The organism is Burkholderia sp. 22313 (assembly GCF_052045245.1).
GTDB lineage: Bacteria > Pseudomonadota > Gammaproteobacteria > Burkholderiales > Burkholderiaceae > Burkholderia.
This window is the reverse complement of the sequence record NZ_JBQEON010000054.1, coordinates 1-25,239: the sequence shown is the minus strand read 5'-3', so window position 1 is coordinate 25,239 and position 25,239 is coordinate 1. Positions and strand designations below refer to the sequence as shown.

Annotated in this window: 28 protein-coding genes and 1 tRNA gene; 13 read left to right on the top strand and 16 right to left on the bottom strand. The window is 61.5% G+C overall.

The genetic code is table 11. The features are described from left to right. Positions 1–4 precede the first annotated feature (4 nt). From urtD to hemN, 8 genes are all read right to left on the bottom strand, one after another. Entirely contained in the window at positions 5–862 is an 858-nt protein-coding gene (gene urtD, locus ACTJKF_RS29765) for an urea ABC transporter ATP-binding protein UrtD (protein ID WP_440628551.1), read from the bottom strand. Next, positions 859–2,046 carry an urea ABC transporter permease subunit UrtC gene (gene urtC, locus ACTJKF_RS29760; protein WP_440628549.1) on the bottom strand — a complete coding sequence of 396 codons (1,188 nt, stop codon included), beginning with the start codon at positions 2,044–2,046 and terminating at the stop codon, positions 859–861. The genes urtD and urtC overlap by 4 nt, the downstream gene beginning before the upstream one ends. A gap of 1 nt (position 2,047) precedes the next feature. Continuing rightward, positions 2,048–3,667: an urea ABC transporter permease subunit UrtB gene (gene urtB, locus ACTJKF_RS29755; RefSeq protein WP_440628547.1), complete on the bottom strand. Its 1,620-nt coding sequence runs from the start codon at positions 3,665–3,667 to the stop codon at positions 2,048–2,050. 141 nt (positions 3,668–3,808) lie between these two features. Next, entirely contained in the window at positions 3,809–5,116 is a 1,308-nt protein-coding gene (urtA, locus tag ACTJKF_RS29750) for an urea ABC transporter substrate-binding protein (protein ID WP_440628545.1), read from the bottom strand. A 374-nt stretch (positions 5,117–5,490) separates the two neighbouring features. Then, positions 5,491–5,814, bottom strand: a complete 324-nt coding sequence (locus ACTJKF_RS29745) for a rhodanese-like domain-containing protein (protein WP_440628543.1) — start codon at positions 5,812–5,814, stop codon at positions 5,491–5,493. A gap of 11 nt (positions 5,815–5,825) precedes the next feature. Beyond that, positions 5,826–6,482, bottom strand: a complete 657-nt coding sequence (locus ACTJKF_RS29740) for a protein-L-isoaspartate O-methyltransferase family protein (RefSeq protein ID WP_440628541.1) — start codon at positions 6,480–6,482, stop codon at positions 5,826–5,828. A 104-nt stretch (positions 6,483–6,586) separates the two neighbouring features. Next, positions 6,587–6,844, bottom strand: a complete 258-nt coding sequence (locus tag ACTJKF_RS29735; protein ID WP_425131268.1) for a hypothetical protein — start codon at positions 6,842–6,844, stop codon at positions 6,587–6,589. Between the two features lie 71 nt (positions 6,845–6,915). Next, the gene (gene hemN, locus ACTJKF_RS29730; RefSeq protein WP_440628539.1) at positions 6,916–8,307 is read right to left on the bottom strand and encodes an oxygen-independent coproporphyrinogen III oxidase; all 1,392 of its coding nucleotides are present in this window, start codon (positions 8,305–8,307) and stop codon (positions 6,916–6,918) included. A gap of 161 nt (positions 8,308–8,468) precedes the next feature. Between hemN and ACTJKF_RS29725 the strand changes: the two genes are divergently transcribed. From ACTJKF_RS29725 to ACTJKF_RS29715, 3 genes are all read left to right on the top strand, one after another. Then, entirely contained in the window at positions 8,469–8,795 is a 327-nt protein-coding gene (locus ACTJKF_RS29725; protein ID WP_440628537.1) for a YkgJ family cysteine cluster protein, read from the top strand. Positions 8,796–8,935: 140 nt separating this feature from the next. Then, entirely contained in the window at positions 8,936–9,517 is a 582-nt protein-coding gene (locus ACTJKF_RS29720) for a DUF1439 domain-containing protein (protein WP_440628535.1), read from the top strand. A gap of 79 nt (positions 9,518–9,596) precedes the next feature. Next, the gene (locus ACTJKF_RS29715) at positions 9,597–10,427 is read left to right on the top strand and encodes an undecaprenyl-diphosphate phosphatase (protein ID WP_440628533.1); all 831 of its coding nucleotides are present in this window, start codon (positions 9,597–9,599) and stop codon (positions 10,425–10,427) included. Between the two features lie 115 nt (positions 10,428–10,542). Here ACTJKF_RS29715 and trmB read toward each other — a convergent pair whose 3' ends face one another. Beyond that, positions 10,543–11,310 (bottom strand): tRNA (guanosine(46)-N7)-methyltransferase TrmB, encoded by a 768-nt coding sequence (gene trmB, locus ACTJKF_RS29710; RefSeq protein WP_440628531.1) that lies wholly within the window; start codon positions 11,308–11,310, stop codon positions 10,543–10,545. A gap of 254 nt (positions 11,311–11,564) precedes the next feature. Further along, positions 11,565–12,278 carry a recombinase family protein gene (locus tag ACTJKF_RS29705; protein ID WP_440628529.1) on the bottom strand — a complete coding sequence of 238 codons (714 nt, stop codon included), beginning with the start codon at positions 12,276–12,278 and terminating at the stop codon, positions 11,565–11,567. A 147-nt stretch (positions 12,279–12,425) separates the two neighbouring features. On the opposite strand from ACTJKF_RS29705, the gene ACTJKF_RS29700 reads away from it, so the two are divergent. Genes ACTJKF_RS29700 through ACTJKF_RS29690 form a run of 3 tightly spaced genes read left to right on the top strand, consistent with a single transcriptional unit; the run spans position 12,426 to position 14,167 of the window. Then, a complete protein-coding gene (locus tag ACTJKF_RS29700; RefSeq protein WP_301789667.1) occupies positions 12,426–12,899 on the top strand; it encodes a hypothetical protein in 474 nt (157 codons plus the stop codon). Positions 12,900–12,909: 10 nt separating this feature from the next. After that, complete coding sequence (locus tag ACTJKF_RS29695) at positions 12,910–13,257, top strand: hypothetical protein (RefSeq protein WP_440628527.1); 348 nt, start codon at positions 12,910–12,912, stop codon at positions 13,255–13,257. 40 nt (positions 13,258–13,297) lie between these two features. Continuing rightward, entirely contained in the window at positions 13,298–14,167 is an 870-nt protein-coding gene (locus tag ACTJKF_RS29690) for a hypothetical protein (RefSeq protein WP_301789665.1), read from the top strand. 139 nt (positions 14,168–14,306) lie between these two features. Here the strand turns inward: ACTJKF_RS29690 and ACTJKF_RS29685 are convergent, their stop codons facing one another. The 4 genes from ACTJKF_RS29685 to ACTJKF_RS29670 all read right to left on the bottom strand — a co-directional run bounded on the left by ACTJKF_RS29685 (position 14,307) and on the right by ACTJKF_RS29670 (position 17,527). Then, positions 14,307–14,696 carry a hypothetical protein gene (locus ACTJKF_RS29685; protein ID WP_301789664.1) on the bottom strand — a complete coding sequence of 130 codons (390 nt, stop codon included), beginning with the start codon at positions 14,694–14,696 and terminating at the stop codon, positions 14,307–14,309. A 293-nt stretch (positions 14,697–14,989) separates the two neighbouring features. Beyond that, positions 14,990–15,292: a hypothetical protein gene (locus ACTJKF_RS29680; RefSeq protein WP_301789663.1), complete on the bottom strand. Its 303-nt coding sequence runs from the start codon at positions 15,290–15,292 to the stop codon at positions 14,990–14,992. 116 nt (positions 15,293–15,408) lie between these two features. Continuing rightward, positions 15,409–17,367: a site-specific integrase gene (locus ACTJKF_RS29675; protein WP_301789662.1), complete on the bottom strand. Its 1,959-nt coding sequence runs from the start codon at positions 17,365–17,367 to the stop codon at positions 15,409–15,411. 85 nt (positions 17,368–17,452) lie between these two features. After that, positions 17,453–17,527 (bottom strand) — tRNA-Gly (locus ACTJKF_RS29670). 323 nt (positions 17,528–17,850) lie between these two features. On the opposite strand from ACTJKF_RS29670, the gene ACTJKF_RS29665 reads away from it, so the two are divergent. The 3 genes from ACTJKF_RS29665 to ACTJKF_RS29655 all read left to right on the top strand — a co-directional run bounded on the left by ACTJKF_RS29665 (position 17,851) and on the right by ACTJKF_RS29655 (position 20,627). After that, the gene (locus ACTJKF_RS29665) at positions 17,851–18,924 is read left to right on the top strand and encodes a ParA family protein (protein WP_440628524.1); all 1,074 of its coding nucleotides are present in this window, start codon (positions 17,851–17,853) and stop codon (positions 18,922–18,924) included. 56 nt (positions 18,925–18,980) lie between these two features. Further along, on the top strand, positions 18,981–20,279 hold the full coding sequence (locus ACTJKF_RS29660) for an FRG domain-containing protein (RefSeq protein ID WP_440628523.1): 1,299 nt from the start codon (positions 18,981–18,983) through the stop codon (positions 20,277–20,279). A gap of 117 nt (positions 20,280–20,396) precedes the next feature. Further along, positions 20,397–20,627 (top strand): hypothetical protein, encoded by a 231-nt coding sequence (locus ACTJKF_RS29655; protein ID WP_440628521.1) that lies wholly within the window; start codon positions 20,397–20,399, stop codon positions 20,625–20,627. A gap of 4 nt (positions 20,628–20,631) precedes the next feature. Here the strand turns inward: ACTJKF_RS29655 and ACTJKF_RS29650 are convergent, their stop codons facing one another. Beyond that, positions 20,632–21,711 (bottom strand): HNH endonuclease, encoded by a 1,080-nt coding sequence (locus ACTJKF_RS29650; RefSeq protein WP_440628520.1) that lies wholly within the window; start codon positions 21,709–21,711, stop codon positions 20,632–20,634. A gap of 136 nt (positions 21,712–21,847) precedes the next feature. Beyond that, positions 21,848–22,876 (bottom strand): hypothetical protein, encoded by a 1,029-nt coding sequence (locus ACTJKF_RS29645; RefSeq protein ID WP_440628519.1) that lies wholly within the window; start codon positions 22,874–22,876, stop codon positions 21,848–21,850. On the opposite strand from ACTJKF_RS29645, the gene ACTJKF_RS29640 reads away from it, so the two are divergent. The 4 genes from ACTJKF_RS29640 to ACTJKF_RS29625 all read left to right on the top strand — a co-directional run bounded on the left by ACTJKF_RS29640 (position 22,875) and on the right by ACTJKF_RS29625 (position 25,198). After that, positions 22,875–23,099, top strand: coding sequence for a hypothetical protein (locus tag ACTJKF_RS29640; RefSeq protein ID WP_440628518.1), 225 nt, complete (start codon positions 22,875–22,877; stop codon positions 23,097–23,099). The two genes, ACTJKF_RS29645 and ACTJKF_RS29640, sit on opposite strands and share 2 nt — an antisense overlap. After that, a complete protein-coding gene (locus tag ACTJKF_RS29635; protein ID WP_440628517.1) occupies positions 23,096–23,371 on the top strand; it encodes a hypothetical protein in 276 nt (91 codons plus the stop codon). Before ACTJKF_RS29640 ends, ACTJKF_RS29635 begins: the two co-directional genes overlap by 4 nt. A gap of 2 nt (positions 23,372–23,373) precedes the next feature. Then, the gene (locus tag ACTJKF_RS29630; RefSeq protein ID WP_085546503.1) at positions 23,374–23,748 is read left to right on the top strand and encodes a hypothetical protein; all 375 of its coding nucleotides are present in this window, start codon (positions 23,374–23,376) and stop codon (positions 23,746–23,748) included. Positions 23,749–23,918: 170 nt separating this feature from the next. After that, positions 23,919–25,198 (top strand): IS3 family transposase gene (locus ACTJKF_RS29625; protein ID WP_440623614.1). Its coding sequence is split into 2 segments (ribosomal slippage): positions 23,919–24,177 and positions 24,177–25,198, totalling 1,281 coding nucleotides; the frame shifts between segments, so codons are not numbered across the junction. Positions 25,199–25,239 lie beyond the last annotated feature (41 nt).

Genomic DNA, 25,239 nt, shown 5'->3' with positions numbered 1-25,239 from the left:
CGCATCATCGTCCGAGGTAAGACTCGATCACCGCGTCGTCGCGTTTGACCTGGTCGAGCGTGCCGTGCGCGAGCACCGCGCCTTCGGCCATCACCGTCACGCGGCCCGTGTCGCCCGCGAGCGCCGCGACGAACGCCATGTCGTGCTCGACGACCATCATCGAGCAGGTGCCGCGCAACGTGTTGAGCAGCGCGGCGAGTTCCATCGTCTCGTGGTCGGTCATCCCGGCCGCCGGCTCGTCGAGCAGCAGGAGAGCGGGGCGCTGCATCAGCAGCATGCCGATCTCGAGCCGCTGCTTCTGCCCATGCGACAGTTCGCCGGCCGCGCGGTACGCATCGCTTTCGAGGCCGATCAGCGCGAGCGTCTCCTCGATCTTCGCCTGCGCGGTGCGGTCGAGCCGCGCGCGCAGCGACGCGAGCCAGCCCTTGTCGGCCTGCATCGCCAGTTCGAGGTTTTCCCACACCGGATGCTGTTCGAACACGGTCGGCTTCTGGAACTTGCGGCCGATCCCCGCACGCGCGATTTCGGGTTCGTTCATCCGCGCGAGGTCGATGGTCTGGCCGAGAAACACCTTGCCTGCATCCGGGCGCGTTTTGCCGGTGACGACGTCCATCATCGTCGTCTTGCCGGCGCCGTTCGGGCCGATCACGCAGCGCAGCTCGCCCGCGTCGATCGCGAGCGATAGCTTGTTCAGCGCGCGAAAGCCGTCGAAGCTCACCTCGATGTCCTCGAGATAGAGGATCGTGCCGTGCGACGTGTCGATGCCGGGCGGCACCACGCGGCCCATCGATGCGGTGCCGCTGACGGCCAGCAGCTCGTCTTCCGGCGGTGGCGTGAACTGGTAGAGGGCCGTGCCGTTCATGCGCGCTTCCCCTTCGCGAGCAGCATTTCGACGAGGCCCATGATGCCGCGCGGCAGCAGGAGCGGCACCAGCACGAAGATCAGGCCGAGAAAGAACAGCCAGTATTCGGCGAAGTACGCGGTGAAGAAGCTCTTCGCGCCATTCACCGCGAACGCGCCGACGATCGGCCCGATCAGCGTGCCGCGCCCGCCGACCGCGACCCAGATCGCCATTTCGATCGAATTGCCGGGCGACATCTCGCCGGGATTGATGATGCCGACCTGCGGCACGTACAGCGCGCCTGCGATTCCGCACAGCACGGCCGACAGCGTCCACACGAACAGCTTGTACGCGAGCGGGCTGTAGCCGAGGAACATCAGCCGCGTCTCGCCGTCGCGCACCGCGGTGACCACGCGTCCGAGCTTGCTGGTGACGATCGCGCGCGCGGCGATGAACGCGAGCACGAGCGTTGCGAAGGTCAGCAGCAACAGCACCGTGCGCGTGGCCGGCGACGTGATCGGAAACCCGGCGATGCGCTTGAAGTCGGTGAAGCCGTTGTTGCCGCCGAAGCCCGTCTCGTTGCGAAAGAACAGCAGCATCGCGGCGAACGTCAGCGCCTGCGTGATGATCGACAGGTACACGCCTTTCACGCGCGAGCGGAACGTGAAGAAGCCGAACACCCAGGCGAGCACGGCCGGCACGAGCACGACGAGCGCGAGCGCCCACGCGAGATGCTGCGTGCCGCTCCAGTACCACGGCAACTGATGCCAGTCGAGGAACACCATGAAGTCGGGCAGGTCGCTGCCGTACTTGCCGTCGCGGCCGATCTCGCGCATCAGGTACATGCCGATCGCATAGCCGCCGAGCGCAAAGAACAGCCCGTGGCCGAGGCTGAGGATGCCGCAGTAGCCCCACACGAGATCGAGCGCGAGCGCGGCGATCGCGTAGCACATCAGCTTGCCGGCGAGCGTCATCGCATACGCGGACAAATGGAACGCGCTCGACTCGGGCGCGACCAGCGCGGCGAGCGGCACGCCGATGCCGATCGCGACGCACAGCGCGACGAGTGCGAGCCACGCGCGGCGCGACAGCAGCGCGGGGCGGGGCGGCAGGCCGAGCGCGAAGCCTTGCGCCGCGTGCGTGGCCGCGGAGGGCTTCGGCGTATCGGCGACCGGGTTCGACAACGAATCGGTGAATGAAGTCACGTCAGGCCTCCGCGCTGCGTCCCTTCGGGGCGAACATGCCCTGCGGACGTTTCTGGATGAACAGCACGATCATCACCAGCACCGCGATCTTCGCGAGCACGGCGCCCCAGAACGGCTCGATTGCCTTGCTGACGAGGCCGAGCCCGAAACCGCCGAGCACGGTGCCGGCGATCTGGCCGACGCCACCGAGCACGACCGCCATGAACGAATCGATGATGTAGTTTTGCCCGAGGTCAGGCCCCACGTTGCCGATCTGCGACAGCGCGCAGCCGCCGAGCCCCGCGATGCCCGCGCCGAACGCGAACGCATACGCGTCGACGCGCGCGGTTTTCACGCCGACGCACGCGGCCATCCGGCGGTTCTGCGTGACCGCACGCACGAACAGGCCGAGCCGCGTCTTCGTCAGCACGCTCCACGCGACGAACACGACCGCGAGCGCGAACGCGAGGATCGCGAGCCGGTTGTACGGCAGGATCAGGTTCTGCATCACGGTCACGCCGCCGCTCATCCACGAAGGGTTCACGACCTGCACGTTCTGCGCGCCGAACAGCATGCGGGTCGCCTGGATCAGGATCAGGCTCACGCCGAAGGTCGCGAGCAGCGTCTCGAGCGGACGGCCGTACAGGTGCCGCAGCACGAGCCGTTCGAGCACGATGCCGACGAGCGCGGCCGCCGCGAACGACACCGGCACCGCGACGAGCGGGTACCAGTCGAACGCAGCCGGGGCAAAGCGCTGGATCAGCGTCTGCACGACATAGGTTGCGTACGCACCGATCATCAGGAATTCGCCGTGCGCCATGTTGATCACGCCGATCAGCCCGTACGTGATCGCGAGGCCGAGCGCCGCGAGCAGCAGCACGCTGCCGAGCGACAGGCCCGCGAACACGGTGCCCGCGATCTCGCCGCGGCGCTGCAGCGTGTGCAGTGCATCGAGCCCTTGCTGCGCGGCTGCACGCACGCGCGCGTCGGGTTCCGTGTTGCCGCCGTCGGCGTTCCTGGCGACGAGCGGGCGCAACTGCTCGATCATGTCGAGATCGAGGCGCGCGGCGACGACCTGGACCGCTTCGAGACGTTTCGCCGGATCGGCATCGTGCAGCGCGGCGATCGCCCACAGTGCATCGAGGCGGCGCTTCAACGCCGGATCGGTTTCCTTCGCGCGTGCGCGATCGATCATCGGCTTGAGTGCCGGGTCGGGCGACTTCAGCAGCGCGTCGATCGCGTCGCGACGCGCGGCGAGGTCCGGCGACGCGAGTGCGAGACCCGACAGCGCGCCGGCGATCTTCGTGCGCAGCAGGTTGTTCAACATCACGGGCTGTGCGTCGCCGGCCGGCGTCGCGGCCTGCGTGAGCGCGTCGTGCGCGGTGTCGCCGGTCTGGATCAGCAGGCGGCCGTCGCCGGTCGCGAGCGCGTCGCCGGTCGACAGCGCGTTGAGCAGCGCGACGGCGCGCGGCTCGGTATCGGCGGTGAGTCGTTCGATCGCGGCCGTCTTCGCGTCGAAGTCGTCGCCGGCGAGCGCGGCGGTGTCGGCGGCCGTCAGCGCGAATGCGGCATGCGGCAGCGCGACCGCCAGCGCGGCACTGGCGACGACCGTGACGACAGCGCGGCGAAAGCGTGTGGGCATCGGGAGATCCTGTCGGACGTGGAAAGGCGAATGCGCGGGGCCGTGCGTGGGCGCGTACGGTTCGTTATGCCGAGTACCGGTCTGCGCGCCCCTGCGCCTGCAAGCGAAGCGCCACGCCGGTGCGCGGCGCCTCGCCTCGCATCAGACGAGCGCGGCGCGCTGCCGGCGCAGGAACGCCGGAATCGAGCTGACGATGTCCGGCTTGCCCTGGTTGCCCGCGATGAACGGGCTCCACGGCTGCGCGCGCACCGCGGTCTTCGTCTTCCACACGACGTTGAACTGTCCGTCGCCGCGAATCTCGCCGATCATCACCGGCTTGTGCAGGTGATGATTGCCGTCCATCGCGAGCGTGAAGCCCGACGGCGCGGCAACCGTCTGGCCGATCATCGCGACGCGCACCTTGTCGACGTCGGTGCTCTTCGCCTTCTCGACGGCCTGCTTCCACATGTGGATGCCCACATAGGTGGCCTCCATCGGGTCGTTGGTCACGCGCTTCGCGCCGCCCGGCAGGTTGTTCGCCTTCACCCACGCGGCGAACTGGTCCTTGAACTTCGTGTTGGTCGGGTTCTTCACCGACATGAAGTAGTTCCATGCGGCGAGATGGCCGACGAGCGGCTTCGTGTCGATCCCGCGCAATTCTTCCTCGCCCACTGAGAAGGCGACCACCGGCACGTCGGTCGCCTTGATCCCCTGGTTGCCGAGCTCCTTGTAGAACGGCACGTTCGAATCGCCGTTGATGGTCGAGATCACGGTCGTCTTGCCGCCTTGCGAGAAGTTCTTGATGTTCGCGACGATCGTCTGGTAATCGCTGTGGCCGAACGGCGTGTAGACTTCCTGAATGTCGGCGTCCTTCACGCCCTTCGATTTCAGGAATGCACGCAGGATCTTGTTGGTCGTGCGCGGATACACATAGTCGGTGCCGAGCAGGAAGAAGCGCTTCGCGCCGCCGCCTTCCGCGCCCATCAGGTACTCGACGGCCGGAATTGCCTGCTGGTTCGGCGCGGCGCCCGTGTAGAACACGTTGCGCGACATTTCCTCGCCTTCGTACTGCACCGGGTAGTAGAGCAGGCCGTTCAGTTCCTCGAACACCGGCAGCACCGACTTGCGCGACACCGACGTCCAGCAGCCGAACACGCACGCGACCTTGTCCTGCGTGAGCAGCTGGCGCGCCTTCTCCGCGAACAGCGGCCAGTTCGACGCGGGATCGACGACCACCGGCTCGAGCTTGCGGCCCATCACGCCGCCGCTCTTGTTGATGTCGGCGATCGTCATCAGCGCCGTGTCCTTCAGCGACGTTTCGGAGATCGCCATCGTGCCCGACAGCGAATGCAGGATGCCGACCTTGATCGGGCCCGTGCCCGCCTCGGCCGCTTGCGCGAACGGACTCCTGCCCGCCAGCGCGAGCGCACCGGCCATCGAACCGAACTTCAGCAGACTGCGACGTTTCATCGGGTTCCCCTTGACGTATTGGATGGGCGTGCGCCGTGACGGCGCCGGCATCGGAGTAACGCAAGGCATGTGCCAGTCGCGCGGATGCACGCCGGGCGTGCCTGGCCGGGATCACCTAGGGGGCGGGGCCGGTGCGCATGACGCGTCGTGCAGCATGCGCGATCCGTCGCGGTGCAATGGCGCGGGCGCAAATGGTGCACGGCGCGTTCGCCGGCGCACCGAAGTCAGCGGAAGCGGGTGAAACGCGGCGGCAGAAACGGAAACGGGCGCGCAAAGCGCGCCCGTTCGGCGGAGACCGGTGAGACCGGCGAGAGTGGCGGAAATGAGCCGCCCGGCGTGGCGGCGCGCGATGCGCCGCCGGGCAGGTCGCGCACTCAGTAACGCGGCACGGACGGATCGACGTCGCGCGACCACGCGTCGATGCCACCCTGCAGGTTGTACAGCTTCGTGAAGCCGCGCGATTCGAGGAACATCGCGACCTGCGCGCTGCGCATCCCGTGATGGCACACGCAGACGATTTCCGCTTCGTCGTCGAGTTCCTCGCTGCGCGCGGGGATCTGCTGCATCGGGATCGACACGCTGCCGGCGATCTGTGCGGTCGAGATTTCCCAGGGTTCGCGCACGTCGAGCACGACCGGCGCGGGACGCGCCGGATCGCCCAACCATTGCGCGAGCATCGCGGGTGTCAGGATCTGCATGGGGCCGCCGCTCAGAACTTGAAACGCGACGGCTCGATCGCGTTGACGAGATGGTCGACGTAGGTTTCGAACACGTCGGCGACACGGTACTGCTTGTCGTCGATGCGCGTGATGATCTGCGCCTTCATCACCGGACGGCCGCCGACGAACGCCGACAGGCGGCCGCCGATCTTCAGCTGTTCGAGCAGCTGCTGCGGCACGACCGGCAGGCCGCCCGCGACGCAGATCACGTCGTACGGCGCCTTGTCGGGCCAGCCGAGCGAGCCGTCGCCGAGCGCCACTTCCACGTTCGTCACGCCGTCGTTGCGCAGGTTGTCCGCCGCGAACTTCGCGATGGCCGGATCGATCTCGACGGCCGTCACGTGTTGTGCGCGATGCGCGAACAGCGCGGCCAGATAGCCGGAGCCGGCGCCGACCAGGAGCACGGTCTCGTGCTTCTTGACTGCCAGCTCTTGCAGCACGCGCGCTTCGACGCGCGGGAACAGCATCTTGCTGCGGCCGCCGGGCAGCGGCAGCTCGAGGTCGGCGAACGCGAGATCGCGGTGTTCGGGCGACACGTAGTTTTCACGCTTGACGATCGACAGCAGGCCCAGGACGTCCAGATCCAGCACGTCCCACGGCCGGATCTGTTGTTCGATCATGTTGAAACGCGCGTTTTCGATATTCATGGTGTGGTCACGCAGCCAGGTCGGCCATCAGCGGGGATAGAGAAACTTCGTGATTGTACCAAACGGGGCGGCGGCGAAGCCTTCAGACGGCCTGCAACAGACCTTTACCCCTTGCTCTTCTTGATCTGCGCCTCGAATGCGAGGTCGAGCTTGCTCGCCTTGCGCGGCTTTTTGGGGCCGAATTCGTCGACGAACTTGACGAACGCGTCGAGCGGCAGCGGCTCGCAGCGCTTCTCGGCGGTGCCGCCCGAGCGGTCGACCAGATAGAACAGGCCGCCGGCCATCGCGACGGCCGCGAACTGCGGGTTGCCGGAACGGGTCTTCAGGCGTTCGACCGCGTGGGTTGCTTTGGTGGTGCGCATCGTGCGGATTCTTGCGGGGGCGTTGAGCCCGCTACTTTATCAAACCGGCGCCCGCCTGCGGCCGCGCGGCGTCAGACGGTGCGCGAGTAGCGCTGATGCGGCGTCCGGCCGAGGTACGCGTCGAACGCCATCGCGATGTTGCGCACGACCATCCGGCCGGCCGGATGGATCGTCAGGCGGTCGCCGGCGACGGTCAGCAGCCCGTCCTGCTCGAACCCGCGCAGCGCATCGAGCTCGCGCGCGAAATGATCGGTGAAGCGGATCCCGTGCGCGGCCTCGATATGGGAGAACGGCAAGTCGAGGTTGCACATCAGCTGCGTGATCACGTCGCGGCGCAGCCGGTCGTCTGCCGTGAGCCGCACGCCGCGCGCGATCGGCAGCCGGCCCGCGTCGAGCGCGGCGCCATAGGCCGGCAGATCCTTCGCGTTCTGCGCATAGACGTCGCCGACCTTGCCGATCGACGACACGCCGAAGCCGATCAGGTCGGTATCCGCGCGCGTGCTGTAGCCCTGGAAATTGCGCTGCAGCGTGCCGTTGCGTTGCGCGCGCACGAGTTCGTCGGACGGCCGCGCGAAGTGATCCATCCCGATGTACACATAGCCGGCCGACGTCAGCATGTCGATCGCGAGGCCGAGCAGCGCGATGCGCGTTTCGGGCGGCGGCAGCGTCGCCGTGTCGATCTGCCGCTGCATCTTGAACAGGTGCGGCATGTGCGCGTAGCCGAACACCGACAGGCGGTCCGGCGCGAGCTCGATGATCGTCTCGAGCGTGCGCGCGAACACGGCGACCGTCTGGTGCGGCAGCCCGTAGATCAGGTCGACGCTGACCGAATGGAAGCCCGTCGTGCGCGCGGCGGACAGCAGATCGGCCGTCATCGCGAGCGGCTGGATCCGGTTGATGGCCTGCTGCACGACCGGATCGAAATCCTGCACGCCGAGACTCAGCCGGTTGAAGCCGATGTTGCGCAGGTGCACGAGCGTCGCCGGCGTGACCGTGCGCGGGTCGATCTCGATCGAGAACTCGGCGTCCGCGTCCGGCGCGAGCAGGAAATACTCGCGGGTCGCCGCCATCAGCTCGGCCGTTTCGGCGTCGGACAGGAAGGTCGGCGTGCCGCCGCCCCAGTGCAGCTGCGTGACCGGGCGCGAGGGATCGAACCGTGCGGCCTGCAGCGCGAGCTCGCGCTTCAGTTGCGCGAGATACGGGCGCGCGCGGCGGTGGTTGTTGGTCGCGATCTTGTTGCAGCCGCAATAGAAGCAGGCCGTGTTGCAGAACGGGATGTGGAAGTACAGCGACAGATCGCTCGACGATGCGCCGGGATCGCCGGCGGCGCGCACGTAGTCGGCCGGATCGAAATCGTCGCGGAACTGCAGCGCGGTGGGGTAGGACGTATAGCGCGGCCCGTTCGCGCCATACTTCGCGAGCAAATCGGGACGGAACAGTATGTCGGCAGAACCGGAATTCATGATGGTCTCGCGCTTTTTAGATGCTTTCGAGTATATGAATGCCCGTTTCGGCTGCATTGTGTAATAACGTCGCAGCCGGCGGTGGCACAATGCGCAGTGGGCTGCCGCGCGCCGCGTCCGGTTGCCGCACCGTTTTTTGGGTTGTTTGTCGAGAGAGCCGAGTGTCCGTCGAAATCCCTGTCCGTCCGGCGTCCGCCGATGTTCCGCCGCCGCATGCGTGCCGCGAAGGGTGCGGCGCATGCTGCATCGCGCCGTCGATTTCCTCGCCGATTCCGGGGATGCCCGACGGCAAGCCGGCCGGCGTGCGCTGCGTGCAGCTCGGCGATGACTTGCGGTGCCGGATCTTCGGCCGGCCCGAGCGGCCGGCGTGCTGCTCCGGGCTGCAACCGTCCGCCGAGATGTGCGGGGCGTCGCGCGACGACGCGCTCGCGTGGCTGACGCGCCTCGAGGTTGCGACGCAGCCGTCGCCTGGCGCCGCCGCCCGGTAACGCGTCATCGCGCTGCCGTCCAGCGGCCCGCGCATGGAACCGGCGGCCCGCACCACCGCACTAACTGCGGTCCGCGGCACCACGTGGGGCGGCGCCGATCGCCCGACTGCCGCTTCGCCCGATACAGGAGATTGTCCAGCATGACCGCATCTTGCACGCCCGGCCGGCGCCGTTTCCTCGCCGTGTGCGTCGGCGCCATCGGCGTGTCGGTATCGCTCGCCGCCTGCGCGTCGACGTTCCCGTTCATTCCCGATCACTACACGTTCTCGCGCGGCGACGTGCAGAAAGCCGTCGCGCGCAAGTTTCCATACCAGAAGACGGTCGCGCAGGTCGTCGACGTGTCGCTCGCGAATCCGGCCGTCAATCTGCTGCCCGACCAGAACCGCGTTGCCGTGCAGCTCGACGCGCATTTCGCGAGCCCGTTCCTGCGCGCGCCGGTGAGCGGCAAGTTCACCGTGTCGGGCCAGCTCGCGTACGACGCGCCGAGCCGCTCGGTCGTGCTGAAGGCGCCGGCCGTCGACAGCCTCGTGCTCGACGGGGACGCGCAGATGTACGCGCAGCAGATCAGCGCGGCCGCCGGCCTGCTGGCGACCCAGGCGCTGACCAACTATCCGATCTACACGTTCAAGCCCGAACAGCTGCAATTTGCCGGGGTGAACTACGAACCCGGTACAATTACGATTCTTACAAACGGCATACGCGTGGCGATCGTCGAAAAGTGACGGCACATCGCGCGCGGCCGGGCGGGCCGCGCGCGGTGACGCGGCCCTTTCTTTCGACTACTTCGGAGTTGGGCCACGGATGGACTGGATCCTGATCTGCAAGGCATTGATCCTCGGCGTCGTCGAGGGGCTGACGGAATTCCTCCCGGTGTCGAGCACCGGCCACCTGATCGTCGCGGGCAGCTTCCTGAATTTCAACGATGCGCACGCGAAGACCTTCGACGTCGTGATCCAGTTCGGCGCGATTCTCGCCGTGTGCTGGGAATACCGGCAGCGGATCGTGTCCATCGTGTCCGGTCTGCCGAGCCGGCCCGACGCGCGACGCTTCACGCTGAATGTCGTGATCGCGACGATTCCCGCGATTGCGCTCGGCCTGCTGTTCGAGAAGAAGATCAAGGCCGTGCTGTTCTCGCCGGTGCCGGTCGCGTTCGCGCTCGTCGTCGGCGGCGCGATCATCCTGTGGGCCGAGGCGCGGCAGCGCGAACGCACCGAGCCGCCGCGCGTGCAGTCGGTCGATGCGCTCACGCCGCTCGACGCGCTGAAGGTCGGCCTCGCGCAATGCTTCGCGCTGGTGCCCGGCATGTCGCGCTCGGGCTCGACGATCATCGGCGGGATGCTGTTCGGCCTCGACCGGCGCGTCGCGACCGAATTCTCGTTTTTCCTCGCGATTCCGATCATCTTCGGCGCGACGCTGTATGAAACCGTCAAGGACTGGCAGGCGTTCACGGTCGATTCACTCGGCCTGTTCGTGCTCGGGCTCGTTGCCGCGTTCGTCAGCGCGTTCGTGTGCGTGCGCTGGCTGTTGCGCTATGTCGCGACGCACGACTTCACCGTGTTCGCGTGGTACCGGATCGCATTCGGCTTGTTCGTGCTGCTGGTGGGTTACAGCGGGTGGCTGAACTGGGCGTGATGCCGGCGCGGAGGCGAGGGTGCTTCCAATGGAAAAACGGCCCGATCGGCAGATGCCGGTCGGGCCGTTGTCCATTGCGCGGCGCGCAGCATGCAGCGCGCCGTAGCGAACGGGTTCAGGCTGCGCGCTTGCGGAACACCAGGTCCCACACGCCGTGGCCGAGCCGCAGCCCGCGCCGTTCGAACTTCGTGACGGGGCGGTAGTCGGGGCGCGGCGCGTAGTCGGCGGCCGTGTTTTCGAGCGTCGGTTCGGCGCCGAGCACTTCCAGCATCTGTTCCGCGTAGTTCTGCCAGTCGGTCGCGCAATGCAGGTACGCGCCGGGTTTCAGGCGCGACGCGAGGTGCGCGACGAGCGGCGGCTGGATCAGCCGGCGCTTGTGGTGACGCGCCTTGTGCCACGGATCCGGGAAGAAGATGTGCACGCCGTCGAGGCTTTCCGGCGCGAGCATGTGCTCGAGCACTTCGACCGCGTCGTGCTGGATGATCCGGATGTTCGGCAGGTCTTGTTCGCCGATCAGCTTCAGCAGCGCGCCGACGCCAGGCTCGTGCACCTCGACGCCGAGGAAGTCGTCGCCCGGGCGGTGCGCGGCGATTTCCGCGGTCGACGCACCCATCCCGAAGCCGATCTCCAGGATGCGCGGTGCGCTGCGGCCGAACACGGCGTCCCAGTCGGGGATTTCAGCCGCGTACGGGACGACGAAGCGCGGGCCGAGATCGTCGAGCGCGCGGCGCTGGCCGGTCGACACGCGGCCGGCGCGCGTCACGAAGCTGCGGATGCGGCGGCGGTGCAGCGGATTGACTTCGTCGGCGCCGTCGGCGGCTTCGTCGGGAAGGGCGGCGTCATCCGGCGGCAGGCCGGCTTCGTTCGGATCGTCGTGCATCATCGGTGACAGAGAAAGGCTCGGTTCGGGGCGCGGGCCCGTTGCGCGCAGCAGTGCGCCGGGTGAACCGGCACATGGTACAAAAAAGCCGCCTTCGACGAGGCGGCTTATGCGCAGGCTGTTTTGCAGCCGGAGAACGTGGAGCGGGCGATGGGAATCAAACCCTCGCTTCGAACACTACGCAAAGCATTGATTAGAAAGAAACAACAAGCGGGCAACATCGCCCGCTGGAACCAACAAATGTAGCGCGGAGTATATCAGACCGTCGGCGCTGCGCTGGCGTCGACCTGTTGCCGCATCTTCGCCGCGTCGATCCGTTCGAGCAGTCGACAGAGCTGGCCTCGATGCCATTGACCGCCGTTCGCCGTCTTGATGCCGAGAGTATTCAGCTCGGCCACCATGTCACGCTGAGAGAGGTTCCGCGCCCGGAACCCTGCCACCATGCCTGTCAGTTTGCCCGCGAAGGCGTCGGCGGCGCGTTGGCGGGCCTCTACGTTCGGTTTGAGGTTCGCGGCCCCTGCCGTTCCGAGCTTCACGCCACGCGCCTTTGCTGCCGCCAGAGCGTCCTTCGTCCGCTTGCTGATCTGATCGCGTTCCCACTCTGCCATGACCGCGTGCATCTGGATCATGACCTTGTTCGCTTGCGGCATGTCGGCGGCTACGAAGTCGCATCCGGTTTCCAGCAGGCCAGACACGAAATGCACGTTACGGGCCAGACGGTCCAGCTTGGCGATGATGAGCGTCGCACCACGACGCTTGCACAGCTCCAGCGCGGCACGAAGCTGCGGACGCTTCTCCAGAGCGTTCGCACCCTTGCCGGTCTCTGTCTCGGTGAACTCGCCCACCAGTTCCCAATCGCCGCCATTTAGGTAGCGGGCAACCGCTTCGCGCTGTGCGTCGAGACCCAAACCGGACGCACCCTGACGTGCCGTGCTAACCCGGTAATACGCGACAAACCGACCTTGTGCCATTCCATCCTCCTGCAAGTGGCCTCACGACGAGACGAACGTTTAATGTGAGGCCAGTATAACCCAAAACGAACTTACACAACTCATAAGTTGAATGGTTTTTGAATGGCATGTAGAATGACTCCATCGAAAATTGAGAAGGAGCAGGACGTGGAACTTTTGAGCAGCAAGGCGGCAGCCGAATGGTTGAATGAGGCCCTGCCGGGGGAGTCGGTTGGATATTGGCAACGCTGGCTGACCAATAATCGCAGTCAAACGAGGCGTGTCCCGTATCGCATCCCATTCCAAACGGTAGTGGGCTTCAAGGCCGCTCACTATGACGTGGACGAACTTGCCCGGTTTGTCGAGTTCGAGAAGCAACGGCAACTCGGCAGCGTCACGCTCACGGGGCGCGCGGCTGAAGTCATGCGCGCGTATGGCATCGGCGAGAAGGGTGGCAGCACGACCGGCAGGAAGCTGAAGGTGTCCGGTATCCACCCGCAGGTGGACGAGGCTGGGAAGCCATATGTCCAGCTAATCACCGATGACCCTCTGATGGTCTACCGGATCGAAGTGGCGGAAGCAGTGGCCGTCTTGGAAGAACTGTCGGCAGCCGTTGACGCCTGCAAACGAGCTACGGCATAAGGGGGCAAGCATGAAGGTCAAGGAAACCATCTATCCGGCGGGCGAAACCGCCTTGATCCTGCGCGACTTCCTCGGTGCGATGCGGTCGTGGGATGACGCACTCGCCGATATGCGCAAGGGCAAAACCGATGTGTGCGGTCATGTGCTGACGCCCGCTGCGAAGCACTACGACGGGCGTGCATGGCGTCCGGTGTATGCAAGCAGTGCGATCAAGGCATTTATCAGGGCCGTCCACGCCTCGACCACGCTCGCGGTCGCGAAGCAAGCGCCGAAAGGGTTCGTTGTGGAATTTGACGATGCCATCAACTGGCGACATCAGAAAATCCCGAAAGCTCCGGCTCTGGTCGCGCGCACGTAGCATCATGGCCGATCTTCGACACTTCCGACGAAAGGCTTGTGTGGACTGGCTGGACGTGAGGCTTCGCACTTCACGTCCAACCCAGTTCCAGCACGTCCAATCAGCGCTCGATGCAACGGGTGCGGGGAAGCTCTACGTAGACCCTATCGACCCCGGCCCCGGCGGCGTGGCGGATACGTTCGTGGTGCGCGTTACCGACCGTCTGGCGAACAACTACGCGGCACTAAGCAAGGCGCTCGCGGAATTCTCGGCACGGTATCCGCTCGCCCACGACCCGGAAATCGCAGCAATCGAGGTCGCGTGTGACTTCTCGCACACCGGAGAGGTAGAGCGAGACGTATCGACAATCGCAATGACCTATCGCTTGCAATCGAGTCTGTTGACCGACGGAAGCAAACCCCGCCAGTTCGATCCTGCGATCCGAAAAAATCGCTTCATGGATGTGCATGGAGAGCGTCTAGACCCCCTGCAAAACTACCGTGAAGGCAACGAATGGGATGACGTGTCATGGCAGTGCTATTGGAAACGCACGGATAGCGGCCAACCGCTTCCGCCGAACGAGTGGCGCGCACGCGTCGAGGTTACATTGCAAGGCGATGCACTCAAGAGCACCGGCTTAGTCAAGCTGGCGGACCTTGATGGATACCGATTCACGAACCTCGCGCCCTTCTTCCGGTTCCGCACTCCGATAGATCCCGAGACGCAAGCCAAAGGCGACCGGTTCAAGCTCACTGCGATCACGATCAACAGGCGCTTGAAGGACGCTACACCAGCACGCGGCTTGCACAGCTTCCGGTCGGTTGGACAGCGCGATAAGTGGCGGAAACAACGAAGCGAGAGCAGTCACCTGCAAGCGGACAACGATCTTCAGCGCGCAGTCGAGTATGCCTTGCGCCGCCTGAAGGTTTGACCGGGTTGCGCAAAAACACGGGCGAAAAAAACGGCCTCAAGTCCACCAAACCCTTGTCGGGCCTAGAGACCGTTCGCCAAGCCTAATAACTGTAAACCATATACACATTGCTCACAGACAAGGTTTCTTCACGCCTGCATTAGAGATCGGGGCGCAGGCCGTCTGTATAGACAGTGTAGGTTGCGAGAATGCTGCCATTCTTGATAAAGAACGCCTTCGGGATAGATCCCGTATAACCGCCCATCCGGTTTTTCGCATTAACTCCGAAATATGCAAGATACCCAAACTCGGTTCTTCCGTTGGCTTTCATCCAGCCGCGTTCTAACTTCGTCGGCCCCCTTAAGATAAGCGAATTGGGATCAATCAGAGTGTCTTGGAGGTATGCTTGCACGAGGGAGGTAGCTTCAGTCGCGCTTGGTTGGTTGCCATAGTCGGCAGCCGCCATTTGTTCTGGTGAGGGCTGCAAATCTGCACAGCCAGCAAGCGATAGAGTCGCAGCGATTACAACCACCGAAAGCAGCTTTTTCATTTATTCTCCTGTTCTACGTGTGGATAGACAACCAGAGGGAGCACGCGGATTGAGCGTGCCCTTGACCGTTCAAGCTGCCGCTACACTTGATCCAGCGCGCACGCCCCGCTGCAAAAAGTGAGACGAAGCACTGCCGCCACGCAACAAAAAGCGGCATGCACGAAACGGTAAGAACCCCTAGAAAAATCAGCCGACCTCGAAGGGATACCGTGTTTCAACTGGCGGCAGTTTTCGGAAAACCTTATAGAGAGCACCCGGACCGGACGAACCCGACAGCGCGGCGCTATGCTTGATTACATCTGGCTCCGATGCGTGACGCGCACCATCTTGCCGTCCTTGTCGAACAGCACGGCGACGTGTGCCGACGAAGCGCCGACCACAGAGCCCTGCGTGTAAATCCATTGCAGCAATGTGCCGCCATTCACTACCGCTGACGACGACGCGGGCTTGCCGAGTGCTGTCTCCGCGTCTTGAATCGTGGTAATACCCGGACGCATGGAGTCCACCGCTTCAGGGTCGAACTTATGTCCAATAGTCATACAGGCGCTCAGCGCGAATGAGGCAAGGGACAGCGCGGCGATTCTTTTGATATTCATTTTTATTTCCCCGATTTGTGCCGCAAGTGCGGCGAATGCTAGGTGTTACCGACAGCGATTCGAATGCGGCTTGAGAGTATAAGTCAACAAATAGGGGCAGACCAGCGGGGCGCAAATCAACGCCGTTCGCGTCGGCCCGCCGCCACCTTCTGACGCGCTGCGCACTTGATGGCGGCCAGAGCATCGTCAATCCTGAACGGCGCTACGCCAGTGAGTGCCGGGAAGTGCAACCGGGCAAAAATTTCTGCCAGCTCGTCGGCGTCGCGGTCTTTCGCATAGCGTTTCCCGCTCTGCGTCTTGCCGCGCTCATGCCCGGCCAATTGCGTCATCACGCGTTCAGGCAGCTCAAGCCGTTCAAGCGCTGTAATGAACGTATGCCGGAACGAGTGGAACGTCTTCATCCCGTTGCGCTCGATGCCGAGCCTGTTGCCGAGAAAGCGCTCGTTGAACCACGATCCAGCGGGCTTGCCGTAGCCCTTCACCGGGTCACGCTTCAGCTCTGGGAACAGGCGGGTGTGGCCCGCCCGCCTTAGCCGCTCGACATACTCGGGCAAGCCGAGACGCACCAGCTCTGCATGTATCGGCACGACTCGTTCGGCGTTGACCGTCTTCAGCGACTTGTCGGGCACGTCCTCTACCTTGTCGCCGTCGAGGTTGAAATCCAGATACCACACCCCGGCTTCAGACTGCCGTATGTCGTCTAGGTAGAGCTGCGACAGCTCATTGATACGCCCACCGGTCAACAGGCCCAGCAGCGGCAACCAGTAGTAGTGCGGTCGCCAGTGCGTGAAGCCGTTCGCCCTGACGGTTCCCGCACCACGCTCGAACCAGTCCTGTGAAAAGATGCGGTCCAGCTCGTCAGGCGCAAACGTCTGCCGGTCGTCCTGCGGACGCGAACCCGCACCCGCACTGCGCCCACGCTTGTAGTCTGCCGCCGGATTGAAGCGCATCATGCCCGCCTTGACGCCGTAGCCAAGAATCTCGCTCAGGTGCCCGACGTGGCGCTTCACGGTATCCTCGTTCTTGCGTTTCAGCCCGTCGCGCTTGGCAAGCTCTATCAGCTCGTGGAGGGTCTTGGTCTCGCCGGTCGTGCGGCGATAGTTGCGCCGTGACTGGTAGATGTCTCTCGGCAGTAGGGCGAGCAGCCGCGCGAATTCCAGCACGGTCTCTTTCTCGATGTCGCCTAGCGCTGGATCACCCATCAGGCCCGCGAACAGCTCGGCCTCGGTCGTGTTGCGTTTCGCCGTGCCAACGCTCCAGTCCCGGTCTTTCCGATACAGCTCGAACAGCTCCGAGAAGCGCTTGGAGCCGTGCCGTGCGGTGATCGGATCGTGGATGATGGGCGTCGCTATGCTCGGCGTCACGACAGGGCTTGCTGACGGCGTCGGCGGCGTCGTCGTGGCAGTCGGCACGACAGGGCTTGCTGGCGGCACGGACAAGGCAAGGCGGGCACGCACCTTCGCAATGGCGGTCTTGGTCGTGACGCACTCGGACAGCGACACTTCCAGCTCGTCATCCAGAATGACGGCGGCGCGCACGCCGTGCAGCAAAACGGACTCTACGGACCGCTCGCCTATGACGAACCGACCAAGCGTGGCGCGCGTATCGAGGAACCGCACCATACCGGAATGGGTCGCCTCGACGCCTTTGTCTTCCACGTCATTCAGGATGAGTCCGCCGCCATAGTCGCGCTCGATGTCGTCCAAGTCAGGAACCGCCCAACCGCGTAGACCTTGAACGTGCGTATAGACCTGCGCCCGGTCATTTAGCAGTTCGCCAGCGAGTGCGCCGGGTGAGATGCCGATAGCGTCCGCCGCCGCCGTGATTGAAATCATGCCGTCGCCAGCAATCAGCGGGCTTTCGTTCCTGAGTTTTTCCGCGTCCATCGCCTGAAAGTGTGTGCGCCAGTGAAGCTGGATTCTAAGCGCCTCAGTCTTCGCAACCGCCAGACTTCGGACGCCGGTAGACGTGTGTATTTCCGTCCTGCCGACGAACTCGCGCAACCGCTTGGGGACGACAAGGCGCACTGCGTAGATGCCGCTAGGACGGCGATACAGGCAGGAGATACCCTGCATGACGGACCACCACTGTAGTAGTCTCGCGGAGTATTCGAGCTGTCAGGACCGTAACCGGAACAAAATCAACCGGTTAGGTTCGAGGTGGAGCGGGCGATGGGAATCGAACCCACGTCATCAGCTTGGGAAGCTGAGGTAATGGCCATTATACGACGCCCGCAGAACGCGTAATTCTACAGGGGTTCGGGTGGGGATGGCAAGGGGGTGGTTTTGGCGGCTGGCATCGAAACTGGCATGACTCGATGCTAGAGCGCTGGCATCGCTGGCAGCGGTAGGGCGTGCTTGCGACCGGTAAGTTTGTATCAACCGGTGTGGTACATATCGCGTGTTCGGCAAGACGACTAGAGTAGCGAATAATGTTTCGGTCGCCTCGGCTTCGCTTGCGCTATGACCTTGAAGTCGGAGTAACATAGTCGGGCAGATATGAATACTCACTGCGTGAGCGATATCATCCAACAAAGACGCACTCAACGGGGAAATTGAATGGCTAACATCAAAAGTTTTGCAGTATGGAATAATAAGGGTGGTGTCGGTAAGAGCACAATTGTATTTCATGTCGCTACACGGTATGCCGAGCAAAATCCCGACGAGACAGTGCTTGTTATCGACCTGTGTCCTCAGGCTAACTCGAGCATGATGCTTTTGGGGGGCGGGGTTGCTGGTGAAAATGCAGTTTTAGGTTACGGCACACAGGCTGTGCCTCAGACGGTTGTAGGGTATCTCAGTACTGTAATTGCGCAAGGTGCTGGCGCTCCGATGCCAAACCCAAATGATTTTTTGGTTCAGGTCTCCACGAAAAATGTATTTGCCCCTCCCAATCTGATGCTTTTGTGTGGGGACGGGAACCTGGAGCCGATGGCTCCCGCCATTGTGCAGGCGGCAAATGCACCAGCGCTTATGCCTACTGTCCAACCTTGGCAATGGGTTCATCTTGTGTTCCGTCGGTTGATTGAGCAATTGGCATCAAAGCCTGGCGCAAAAGATGTGACGGTTTTTGTTGATACGAATCCGAGCTTCTCTATTTACACTGAGCTCGCGATTTCTACTGTCGATTATTTGATTGTCCCTGTTAATGCGGATGATTCTTCTCGTGTTGCTACAAATGCGATGTTCATTCTGTTGCACGGTCAGACTCCTCCTCATCCCGTGTATGGAAATTGGACCTTCGCAGCTCAGGCGCATAATCATGGAATTGTCATACCGCAAATTCACGTGGTGGTGGGGAACCGACTTACCCAGCATTTGGGTGCGGCGGCAGCTTTTGAGGCACTGTCAGATGCTACGGCGGATACCTTATTTTCTCAGTATGGCAATCATCCATCATATTTCACTCAGCGGCCGGCAGGCTCGGTCAGTGATGTGACGACTTTCCGTGATCAGTATTCCGTATCGCTGAGAGACTTCAATACGGCAGGGGTCGTTGCTGCTCATCTTGGCCGTCCATTATCTCAACTTTCCGGTGGCTACTACGATATATACGGTCAAGAGGTTCAGGTTAATGCGGCACGTGTGAAAGAGTGTGAGGATGCGTTGGACGATCTGTTGCAGTTTATTTGACGTAATTGGGCGGTACGGAGAGGTGCTGTTTTTAATTTACGACATCGACGGGTGGCATGTTCAACTTCCTTGTAACAGCTGAAATTGGAGCTTGGGATCGACCCGGTTACGAGTACGACCGGAGTCGATTTCTTGAATATACAAGCGAGGATATCTCTGCTAGTGTGCGGGAACTGAAGGCTCCACAGCTGAAAGCACTAACGGAAATGCCGTGTTTGTTTGCCTACGAAGGCACTGATGAGCCTATGCGAGTCGGTCGTCTGAAGAAGGTCAAGTTGCGAAACAGCGAGCGCACGCTATATCTCGAACCGGACTTGGATCCCCTCGTTCCGCCCATTCCTTTTGAGCAGATTAAGCCGCTTCAAACCTCTCTAGACATTCGTAGTTGGGAGTTAAATCGGACACATTGGGCGATCAAGGATGAGGATCTTTTTGATGTGTTGGCGCGCGCGGGCCTAGTCCCACGTAATGCGAATAGTTCGAGGATCGAGAAATCAGACTTACCCCCAGTCTCCGCTCCTGAACTCCAGGCTGGCAACGTCGGTGCGTTCATTGAGAAGGTGCTGAATCTCGACCATGGTGGTCGCGAGGTGTTTTATCGGGGACACTCGAATCGAACCAAGTATCGACTCGAGCCATCCATCTTTCGCAAGGACGAGCGCGGGAATTTTATCAACCGTGATTCGGAAGACCGGATGTATAGAGAGCTGCTTGTCTCGAATTCAGTGGATTTCCAAGGGGACGTGTACACGTTGGATCGGCTCGTGCGAATGCAGCACTACTCGTTGCCTACACGTTTGCTTGATATCACATCGAATCCTCTGATTGCCTTGTATTTTGCTTGCAAAAGCAATCCCGGTAATGATGGTGAAGTGATCGTGTTTTCTATGGAGCGGAGTCAAATCAAGTACTTCGATTCGGATACCGCAAGTTGCATCGCAAACTTGACGCGACTTCCGCAGGAGAGGAAGGACTCCATCGACTACGGCAGCAACGATGTCCGAAAATTCAATAAGCAGCAACCGATTAAGCAGTTGCTCCATTTCGTAAAAGAGGAAAAACCATTCTTTGAAAGTAGGATGGATCCCCGTCACTTGCGATCTGTCATTTGCGTTAAAGGAAAACATACAAACAACCGAATCTCATTCCAATCGGGAGCATTCTTGCTGTTCGGGCATGACGCTGTGCTGGATGAGCGTGGCACTTCGGAGATTGCAGTTCAGAGAATTGCGGTGACGAACAAGCAGCTGGTGCTTGGTCAGCTAGATCAGCTCAATATCAACGAGAGTACGGTGTTTCCGTACATTGAAAATTCAGCGAAGTACATCGCTGAGAAGTTCGCGTTCAAGGGTTAGTGACCCGTATCGGATGAGATTGATCGTCGGAAGTAAATGGTGATAATGGGGGCGATCGCCACGCTTCAGTTGTCCACAGTGTTGTGTTGAGCGGTGGTCTGCAGGGATAGTCGTCGCATGGACGACACCCAACACCTCAACGATTTACCGCCGCTGACCATTGACCAGATGCGCGATCTGGCTACGGCAATCTGCGAAAATTTCGGACCTGGCCTCTCGCGAGCGGATTTCACCGAAAGATTGCTGATGCTTCTCGAAGATGTTCCGGGATTCGAGGTGGGCGAGGTGGATACGAGGCTCATCGTATTGGCATGGGCGACATACAACGGTCGCCCACCCAATTCTTGAGATTCTACTCGCGCACCAGCTCAGCGACCTTTTCATAGAGCGTTTCTCGGTATGCACGAGCATTTTCCGAGAAGTGGAGCCGTCGATGGCAGTTCGGGCAAACGGCGACCGCATTCGTTGGCGTATCGGATCCGTCGTCCGCAAGTCTGCGGAGATGATGGACCTCCAGAAATGGGAAGCCGTCTGCGCCGATAAACGGAGCCGGTTGGTCACAAGCCTCGCACGTCCCATCTGCTCGCTCGAGTACCCAGGCTTTGACCTGCGGATCTCGTACGACGCTGGTCGTGGTCGATGTGGTCCTTTTAGGCGTTTTGCTTCCTGCAGGGCGTTGCTTCAGTGTCTTGCGAAGCTTGGCGACCGTAGCTGCTTCGGTAGCCCTCGCCGAGTCGCGGCGGCCTTCCAGTTCGCAGATGAGCGTTTCTATCTGCTCAGTGACCCTCACTCCAACGTTCTTTGCCGGTGGAAGGCCGGGTATCCAGTCCCGTCCCATGAGAGCTAAGACATGAGAGATGTTCTGCATCCGGTATTCGCACGACTTCTCGGACCGGCCAATTCCCACGGAGAGGTCTCGATAGACCTGCTTCTTTACAACGGGTTGCCCGTTCCGGAGTCGACGTGCCATGTCGAGATACGCGACGACGGACGCTCTCAATTCTGGCTCGGACCAATCCGATTCAAGCCGATTTTCTTCATCGATCCTTCTCGCCCAGTCTTGCATCAGAAGCAGGCACGTCGCTTCGTCCTGGACCCAAAGATATGAACCGCTGTAGTCACTATTGACCTGCAATAGACTCGGGTCACACCCATGTCGCAGGGCGAACTCGACCTTATCGAAGTTTGGAGGAGCCTTGGCGCGATTCTTCTCGAACCGGTACAAGCAAGCATATGGAGGGTTATGCCCCCAGAGGTTCTCGTGCATATTCCCGACATGGACACCGCGCCAAGTGATACGCAGAGTCTTTCGCTGGTCATTCGGACCCCGCGTCGTGGGGGCGATAGTAAAGCCTTCTGCTTCCAGCGCATGAATGACGCTCCTTGCGAACGCATTCGGCAGGTTGCCCGTATAGTTTGAAAGATCAGGCATTGAACAAGTTGATCCGAGGGAATAGGGAAGGGGGCTCGTTTGGACGGGGTGAAGTTCCCCGTCTTCGGTAGCGATTGGCTTTGGAGTCCATGCGGTAATATGCGTGTGAGCGCACTTCAAGCCACACACTGGATTTCTAAATTTCCAAAAGTTGGAAGTTTAGATTTTCGAATAAGTCCAGGATCGTGTAAGGGCTGTGACGAAAACGCTGATGAATCAGATAGAGGAGAAAGATCCCATTGTCCTCTCTATCAAGTCCGCTTAAATAATATCGTGGTCCGCGGATCGGCAAATTCCTCCAGTCACCTTCATCAGCTTCCCAGCGTACAGCTAAGCCCTCTCTCTCAAGGATATCCAGGTGCGGCGCAAGATCGCATTCTGTTTGATTCAATGTGATTTCTAGCTGGGAAGGGGAGAAGCACAAGAATAGGTCTCCGGAGATCGCGCGAATAAATGCGTGAGCATAGAGACTTCTGGTTTTTTGGGGGAGCCTCGCTATCTTGCTCAGCAGTATCGGAGCATGTTTAAAGAAGTCTTCTTCACAGCCTCTAACGTCAAGCTGATTTAGATTAATTGGTAGGGTGAATTCCTGATCAAGACTTTGGTCTAGAAATTTCCCCATCAAATCGATATCTTGCTTGATATGGTTTGTATTTTTTTCGTGCTCGGCCTTCATTTCATGGAGGGTTGAAGGTTTATATTTATGCTCGTCATTTGTTTCTATGTGGTGCTCATAGCACATGAGCATTAGATTTTCGAACGAACGTCGATCCTCATTCGATTGGTTCGGATTGAAACGCTCACCGCCTGGCAAAGCCGCTTCGATATGGCAGATTTGCCCTACGAACTTGCCATTTTCATTGATGAGAGCACTCGTGCAGCCACGATAAGCGCAAATGTTTCTGGATAAGGCAAAAAGGCGTTGACGAACGGGCAGCGTTGGTGGCAGTCGTTTCGGGATTTCGTGCATGTCGGGTTTCTGATTGCTCGTGGCGTAAATGTCAGAAGCATACCCCGAACAGATGATGATTGTTCGACACACCTGTTTCGCGAGGCAGTCGTTTGACACCGCAGCAGAAATGGCCGTGATGAGGAGATTTAGGTCAATCGCATTTCCGGCAGGGTCGTTGTGCTGACGGAGAGAATGCCGGGATAGTCGTCGCATGGACGACATCAAACACCCCAACGATTTCCCACCGCTGACCATCGAGCAGATTCGGGGGCTAGCGGAATCCATCCAAGACGCGTTCGGCAATGATTTCTCGCGGGCCGAGTTCACGGACCATCTGTTGGCACTGCTAGAAGACGTGCCGGGATTCGAGACCGGCGATGTCCCTGCGACGTTGATCGAGTCAGCGTGGGGCATCTACTCTGGCGGTCGCTCATGAGCCGGCCGCTATTCGCACTCGGCCAGGTTGTTGCGACGCGCGGCGTAGCGGCCCATCTCGAACGCCACCGCATCTCCGCTTTCCTGTACCTAGACCGTCACGCTCACGGCGATTGGGGCAGTGTGCCAGCCGAGGACGCACGGGCCAATCACCGTGCCGTCGTGCATGGAGCGCGCATCTTGTCGAGCTACGACATAGCGGGCAAATACGTCTGGATCATTACCGAGGCAGATCGGCGCATGACGACGCTGCTGTTTCCGAGCGAGTATTGACCATGAATGGCAAGCATCCCATCGCGCCCGAGATAGCGACGCCGGACCTGATCCGTCGCTCACTGCGGGATTTGATGGCGGGACTCGTGCGACTTACTCCGGAACCATCTGGCGAACCCGACTTCACGAATGCCGGGCCTGATCACCTGATCCACCTCGCAGAATCAGGCGAGACGGCGCTCCACATCTTGCATGAGGGGTTGGCAGCAATAGGGGTGATGTACGCGTATACAGCGGCGCAAATCACGGATGGGCAGATCAAGGCTGCCCACGTTGCTGCCGTGGGTCGGTTGCAGGCCGAACTCGGGGAGGTGCTTCCCTTTATTCATCGGTTGTCGTCGGAATGCCGTCGATATACAGCAGACTACGAGGGATAGCCTCGATTAGAGCGAGTCACCCTCGAAGTAATCTGAGTCGATCTTCTTGATCTTGTAAGTGCTGGCGGTCGAAACACCAACGTCATGTTCGACCAGGAGCTTCACAAGCTGATTGGAGATGACCCGCTTTCGTGGACACGATCTATCCTGTCAAGGAGGAGGTACGGATCATGTCCAAATACCGAGCGCCCTATGCACCGGAATTTCGGCAACAGATCGTGGACCTGGTACATGCCGGGCGTCGCCCCGAGGAACTAGCCAAGGAGTTCGGTCCGAGCATACCGACCATCTACGGCTGGGTTGCCCAGGCCGATCGTGACGCCGGCATACGGCCCGACGGATTGACCTCGACCGAACGCGAAGAACTCTCGCGCCTGCGCCGCGAGAACCGCCAGCTCAAGCTTGAGCGCGAGATTCTGGCAAAAGCCGCGGCCTGGTTCGCGAGGGAGACCGGAACGCTGCCCGACAAGGGTTCGAGTTCATGAAAGCGAATCAGGCCACCTGGCCTATTGCGACGATGGCACGGCTGCTGGGGGTCTCTGCCAGCGGCTTCTACGTCTGGCGCCAACGAGCACCATCGTCGCATGCTCGCAGTGATGCAGATCTGTCGGCCCGCATCCGTGCTATCTACGCCGGCTCACGCGGCACCTACGGCATGCCCCGCGTTCATGCGGAACTTGCCGAGCAAGGCATCCACGTCGCCCGCAAACGGGTCGCGCGACTGATGCGCATCGCGGGTCTGCGTGGCGTGAGCCGACGCAAATGGATCACCACGACACAACGACAAGCCGGAGCACGCGCCGCACCAGACTTGGTGCAACGGCACTTCAACGCCGATGCGCCGAATCGGCTGTGGGTCGCCGACGCGACCTTCGTGCCGACCCGCGCAGGCTTTCTCTATCTGGCCGTGGTGCTGGACGTATTCAGTCGCCGCATCGTCGGCTGGGCGATGGGTCGCCACCTGCGCACGGAGCTGATGCTCAAGGCCTTGGATATGGCGCTGGCGCAACGCCACGCCAAGGGTGTCATTCACCATTCCGATCAAGGTTGCCAATACACCTCACTGGCGTTTGGGCGGCGCTGCCGCGAGGCCGGCGTGCACCCATCCATGGGCTCCGTGGGCGACTGCTTTGATAACGCCATGTGCGAGTCGTTCTTCGCCACGCTCGAATGTGAATTGCTCGCTCGCACGCGATTCGAAACCCACGAGCAAGCCAGCCGCGCGATCTTCTCATTCATCGAAGGTTGGTATAACCCGCATCGCCGCCACAGCAGCCTTGGCTATCGCTCGCCGATCATCTACGAGCAGATCCACCGCGAACAAAACCGACCGTGCTCGCCGAGTGAGTTGCCCACCGCCGGCCAGCGTCATGCTCGTGATAGGCGACCCGCCGGCCGGCCGTGGACAACTCACAGCACCACGCCAAACGGAGGAACTCCACCTGCTTAAAATTTAACTGCCCAACCGTTCACGGAAACGGGTCAGCCTCA

Bases quoted from the DNA above. Each gene is read 5' to 3' on its own strand.
- ACTJKF_RS29695 (WP_440628527.1), top strand. From the start codon at position 12,910: ATGAAGGTCAAGGAAACCATCTATCCGGCGGGCGAAACCGCCTTGATC.
- ACTJKF_RS29715 (WP_440628533.1), top strand. From the start codon at position 9,597: ATGGACTGGATCCTGATCTGCAAGGCATTGATCCTCGGCGTCGTCGAG.
- hemN (WP_440628539.1), bottom strand. From the start codon at position 8,307: ATGAATTCCGGTTCTGCCGACATACTGTTCCGTCCCGATTTGCTCGCG.
- ACTJKF_RS29645 (WP_440628519.1), bottom strand. From the start codon at position 22,876: ATGCGACGACTATCCCGGCATTCTCTCCGTCAGCACAACGACCCTGCC.
- ACTJKF_RS29740 (WP_440628541.1), bottom strand. From the start codon at position 6,482: ATGAATATCGAAAACGCGCGTTTCAACATGATCGAACAACAGATCCGG.
- ACTJKF_RS29735 (WP_425131268.1), bottom strand. From the start codon at position 6,844: ATGCGCACCACCAAAGCAACCCACGCGGTCGAACGCCTGAAGACCCGT.
- ACTJKF_RS29665 (WP_440628524.1), top strand. From the start codon at position 17,851: ATGGCTAACATCAAAAGTTTTGCAGTATGGAATAATAAGGGTGGTGTC.
- ACTJKF_RS29650 (WP_440628520.1), bottom strand. From the start codon at position 21,711: ATGCCTGATCTTTCAAACTATACGGGCAACCTGCCGAATGCGTTCGCA.
- ACTJKF_RS29630 (WP_085546503.1), top strand. From the start codon at position 23,374: ATGAATGGCAAGCATCCCATCGCGCCCGAGATAGCGACGCCGGACCTG.
- ACTJKF_RS29720 (WP_440628535.1), top strand. From the start codon at position 8,936: ATGACCGCATCTTGCACGCCCGGCCGGCGCCGTTTCCTCGCCGTGTGC.
- ACTJKF_RS29635 (WP_440628517.1), top strand. From the start codon at position 23,096: ATGAGCCGGCCGCTATTCGCACTCGGCCAGGTTGTTGCGACGCGCGGC.
- trmB (WP_440628531.1), bottom strand. From the start codon at position 11,310: ATGATGCACGACGATCCGAACGAAGCCGGCCTGCCGCCGGATGACGCC.
- ACTJKF_RS29685 (WP_301789664.1), bottom strand. From the start codon at position 14,696: ATGAAAAAGCTGCTTTCGGTGGTTGTAATCGCTGCGACTCTATCGCTT.
- urtD (WP_440628551.1), bottom strand. From the start codon at position 862: ATGAACGGCACGGCCCTCTACCAGTTCACGCCACCGCCGGAAGACGAG.
- ACTJKF_RS29705 (WP_440628529.1), bottom strand. From the start codon at position 12,278: ATGGCACAAGGTCGGTTTGTCGCGTATTACCGGGTTAGCACGGCACGT.
- urtA (WP_440628545.1), bottom strand. From the start codon at position 5,116: ATGAAACGTCGCAGTCTGCTGAAGTTCGGTTCGATGGCCGGTGCGCTC.
- urtB (WP_440628547.1), bottom strand. From the start codon at position 3,667: ATGCCCACACGCTTTCGCCGCGCTGTCGTCACGGTCGTCGCCAGTGCC.
- ACTJKF_RS29655 (WP_440628521.1), top strand. From the start codon at position 20,397: ATGGACGACACCCAACACCTCAACGATTTACCGCCGCTGACCATTGAC.
- ACTJKF_RS29640 (WP_440628518.1), top strand. From the start codon at position 22,875: ATGGACGACATCAAACACCCCAACGATTTCCCACCGCTGACCATCGAG.
- ACTJKF_RS29660 (WP_440628523.1), top strand. From the start codon at position 18,981: ATGTTCAACTTCCTTGTAACAGCTGAAATTGGAGCTTGGGATCGACCC.
- ACTJKF_RS29680 (WP_301789663.1), bottom strand. From the start codon at position 15,292: ATGAATATCAAAAGAATCGCCGCGCTGTCCCTTGCCTCATTCGCGCTG.
- ACTJKF_RS29745 (WP_440628543.1), bottom strand. From the start codon at position 5,814: ATGCAGATCCTGACACCCGCGATGCTCGCGCAATGGTTGGGCGATCCG.
- ACTJKF_RS29675 (WP_301789662.1), bottom strand. From the start codon at position 17,367: ATGCAGGGTATCTCCTGCCTGTATCGCCGTCCTAGCGGCATCTACGCA.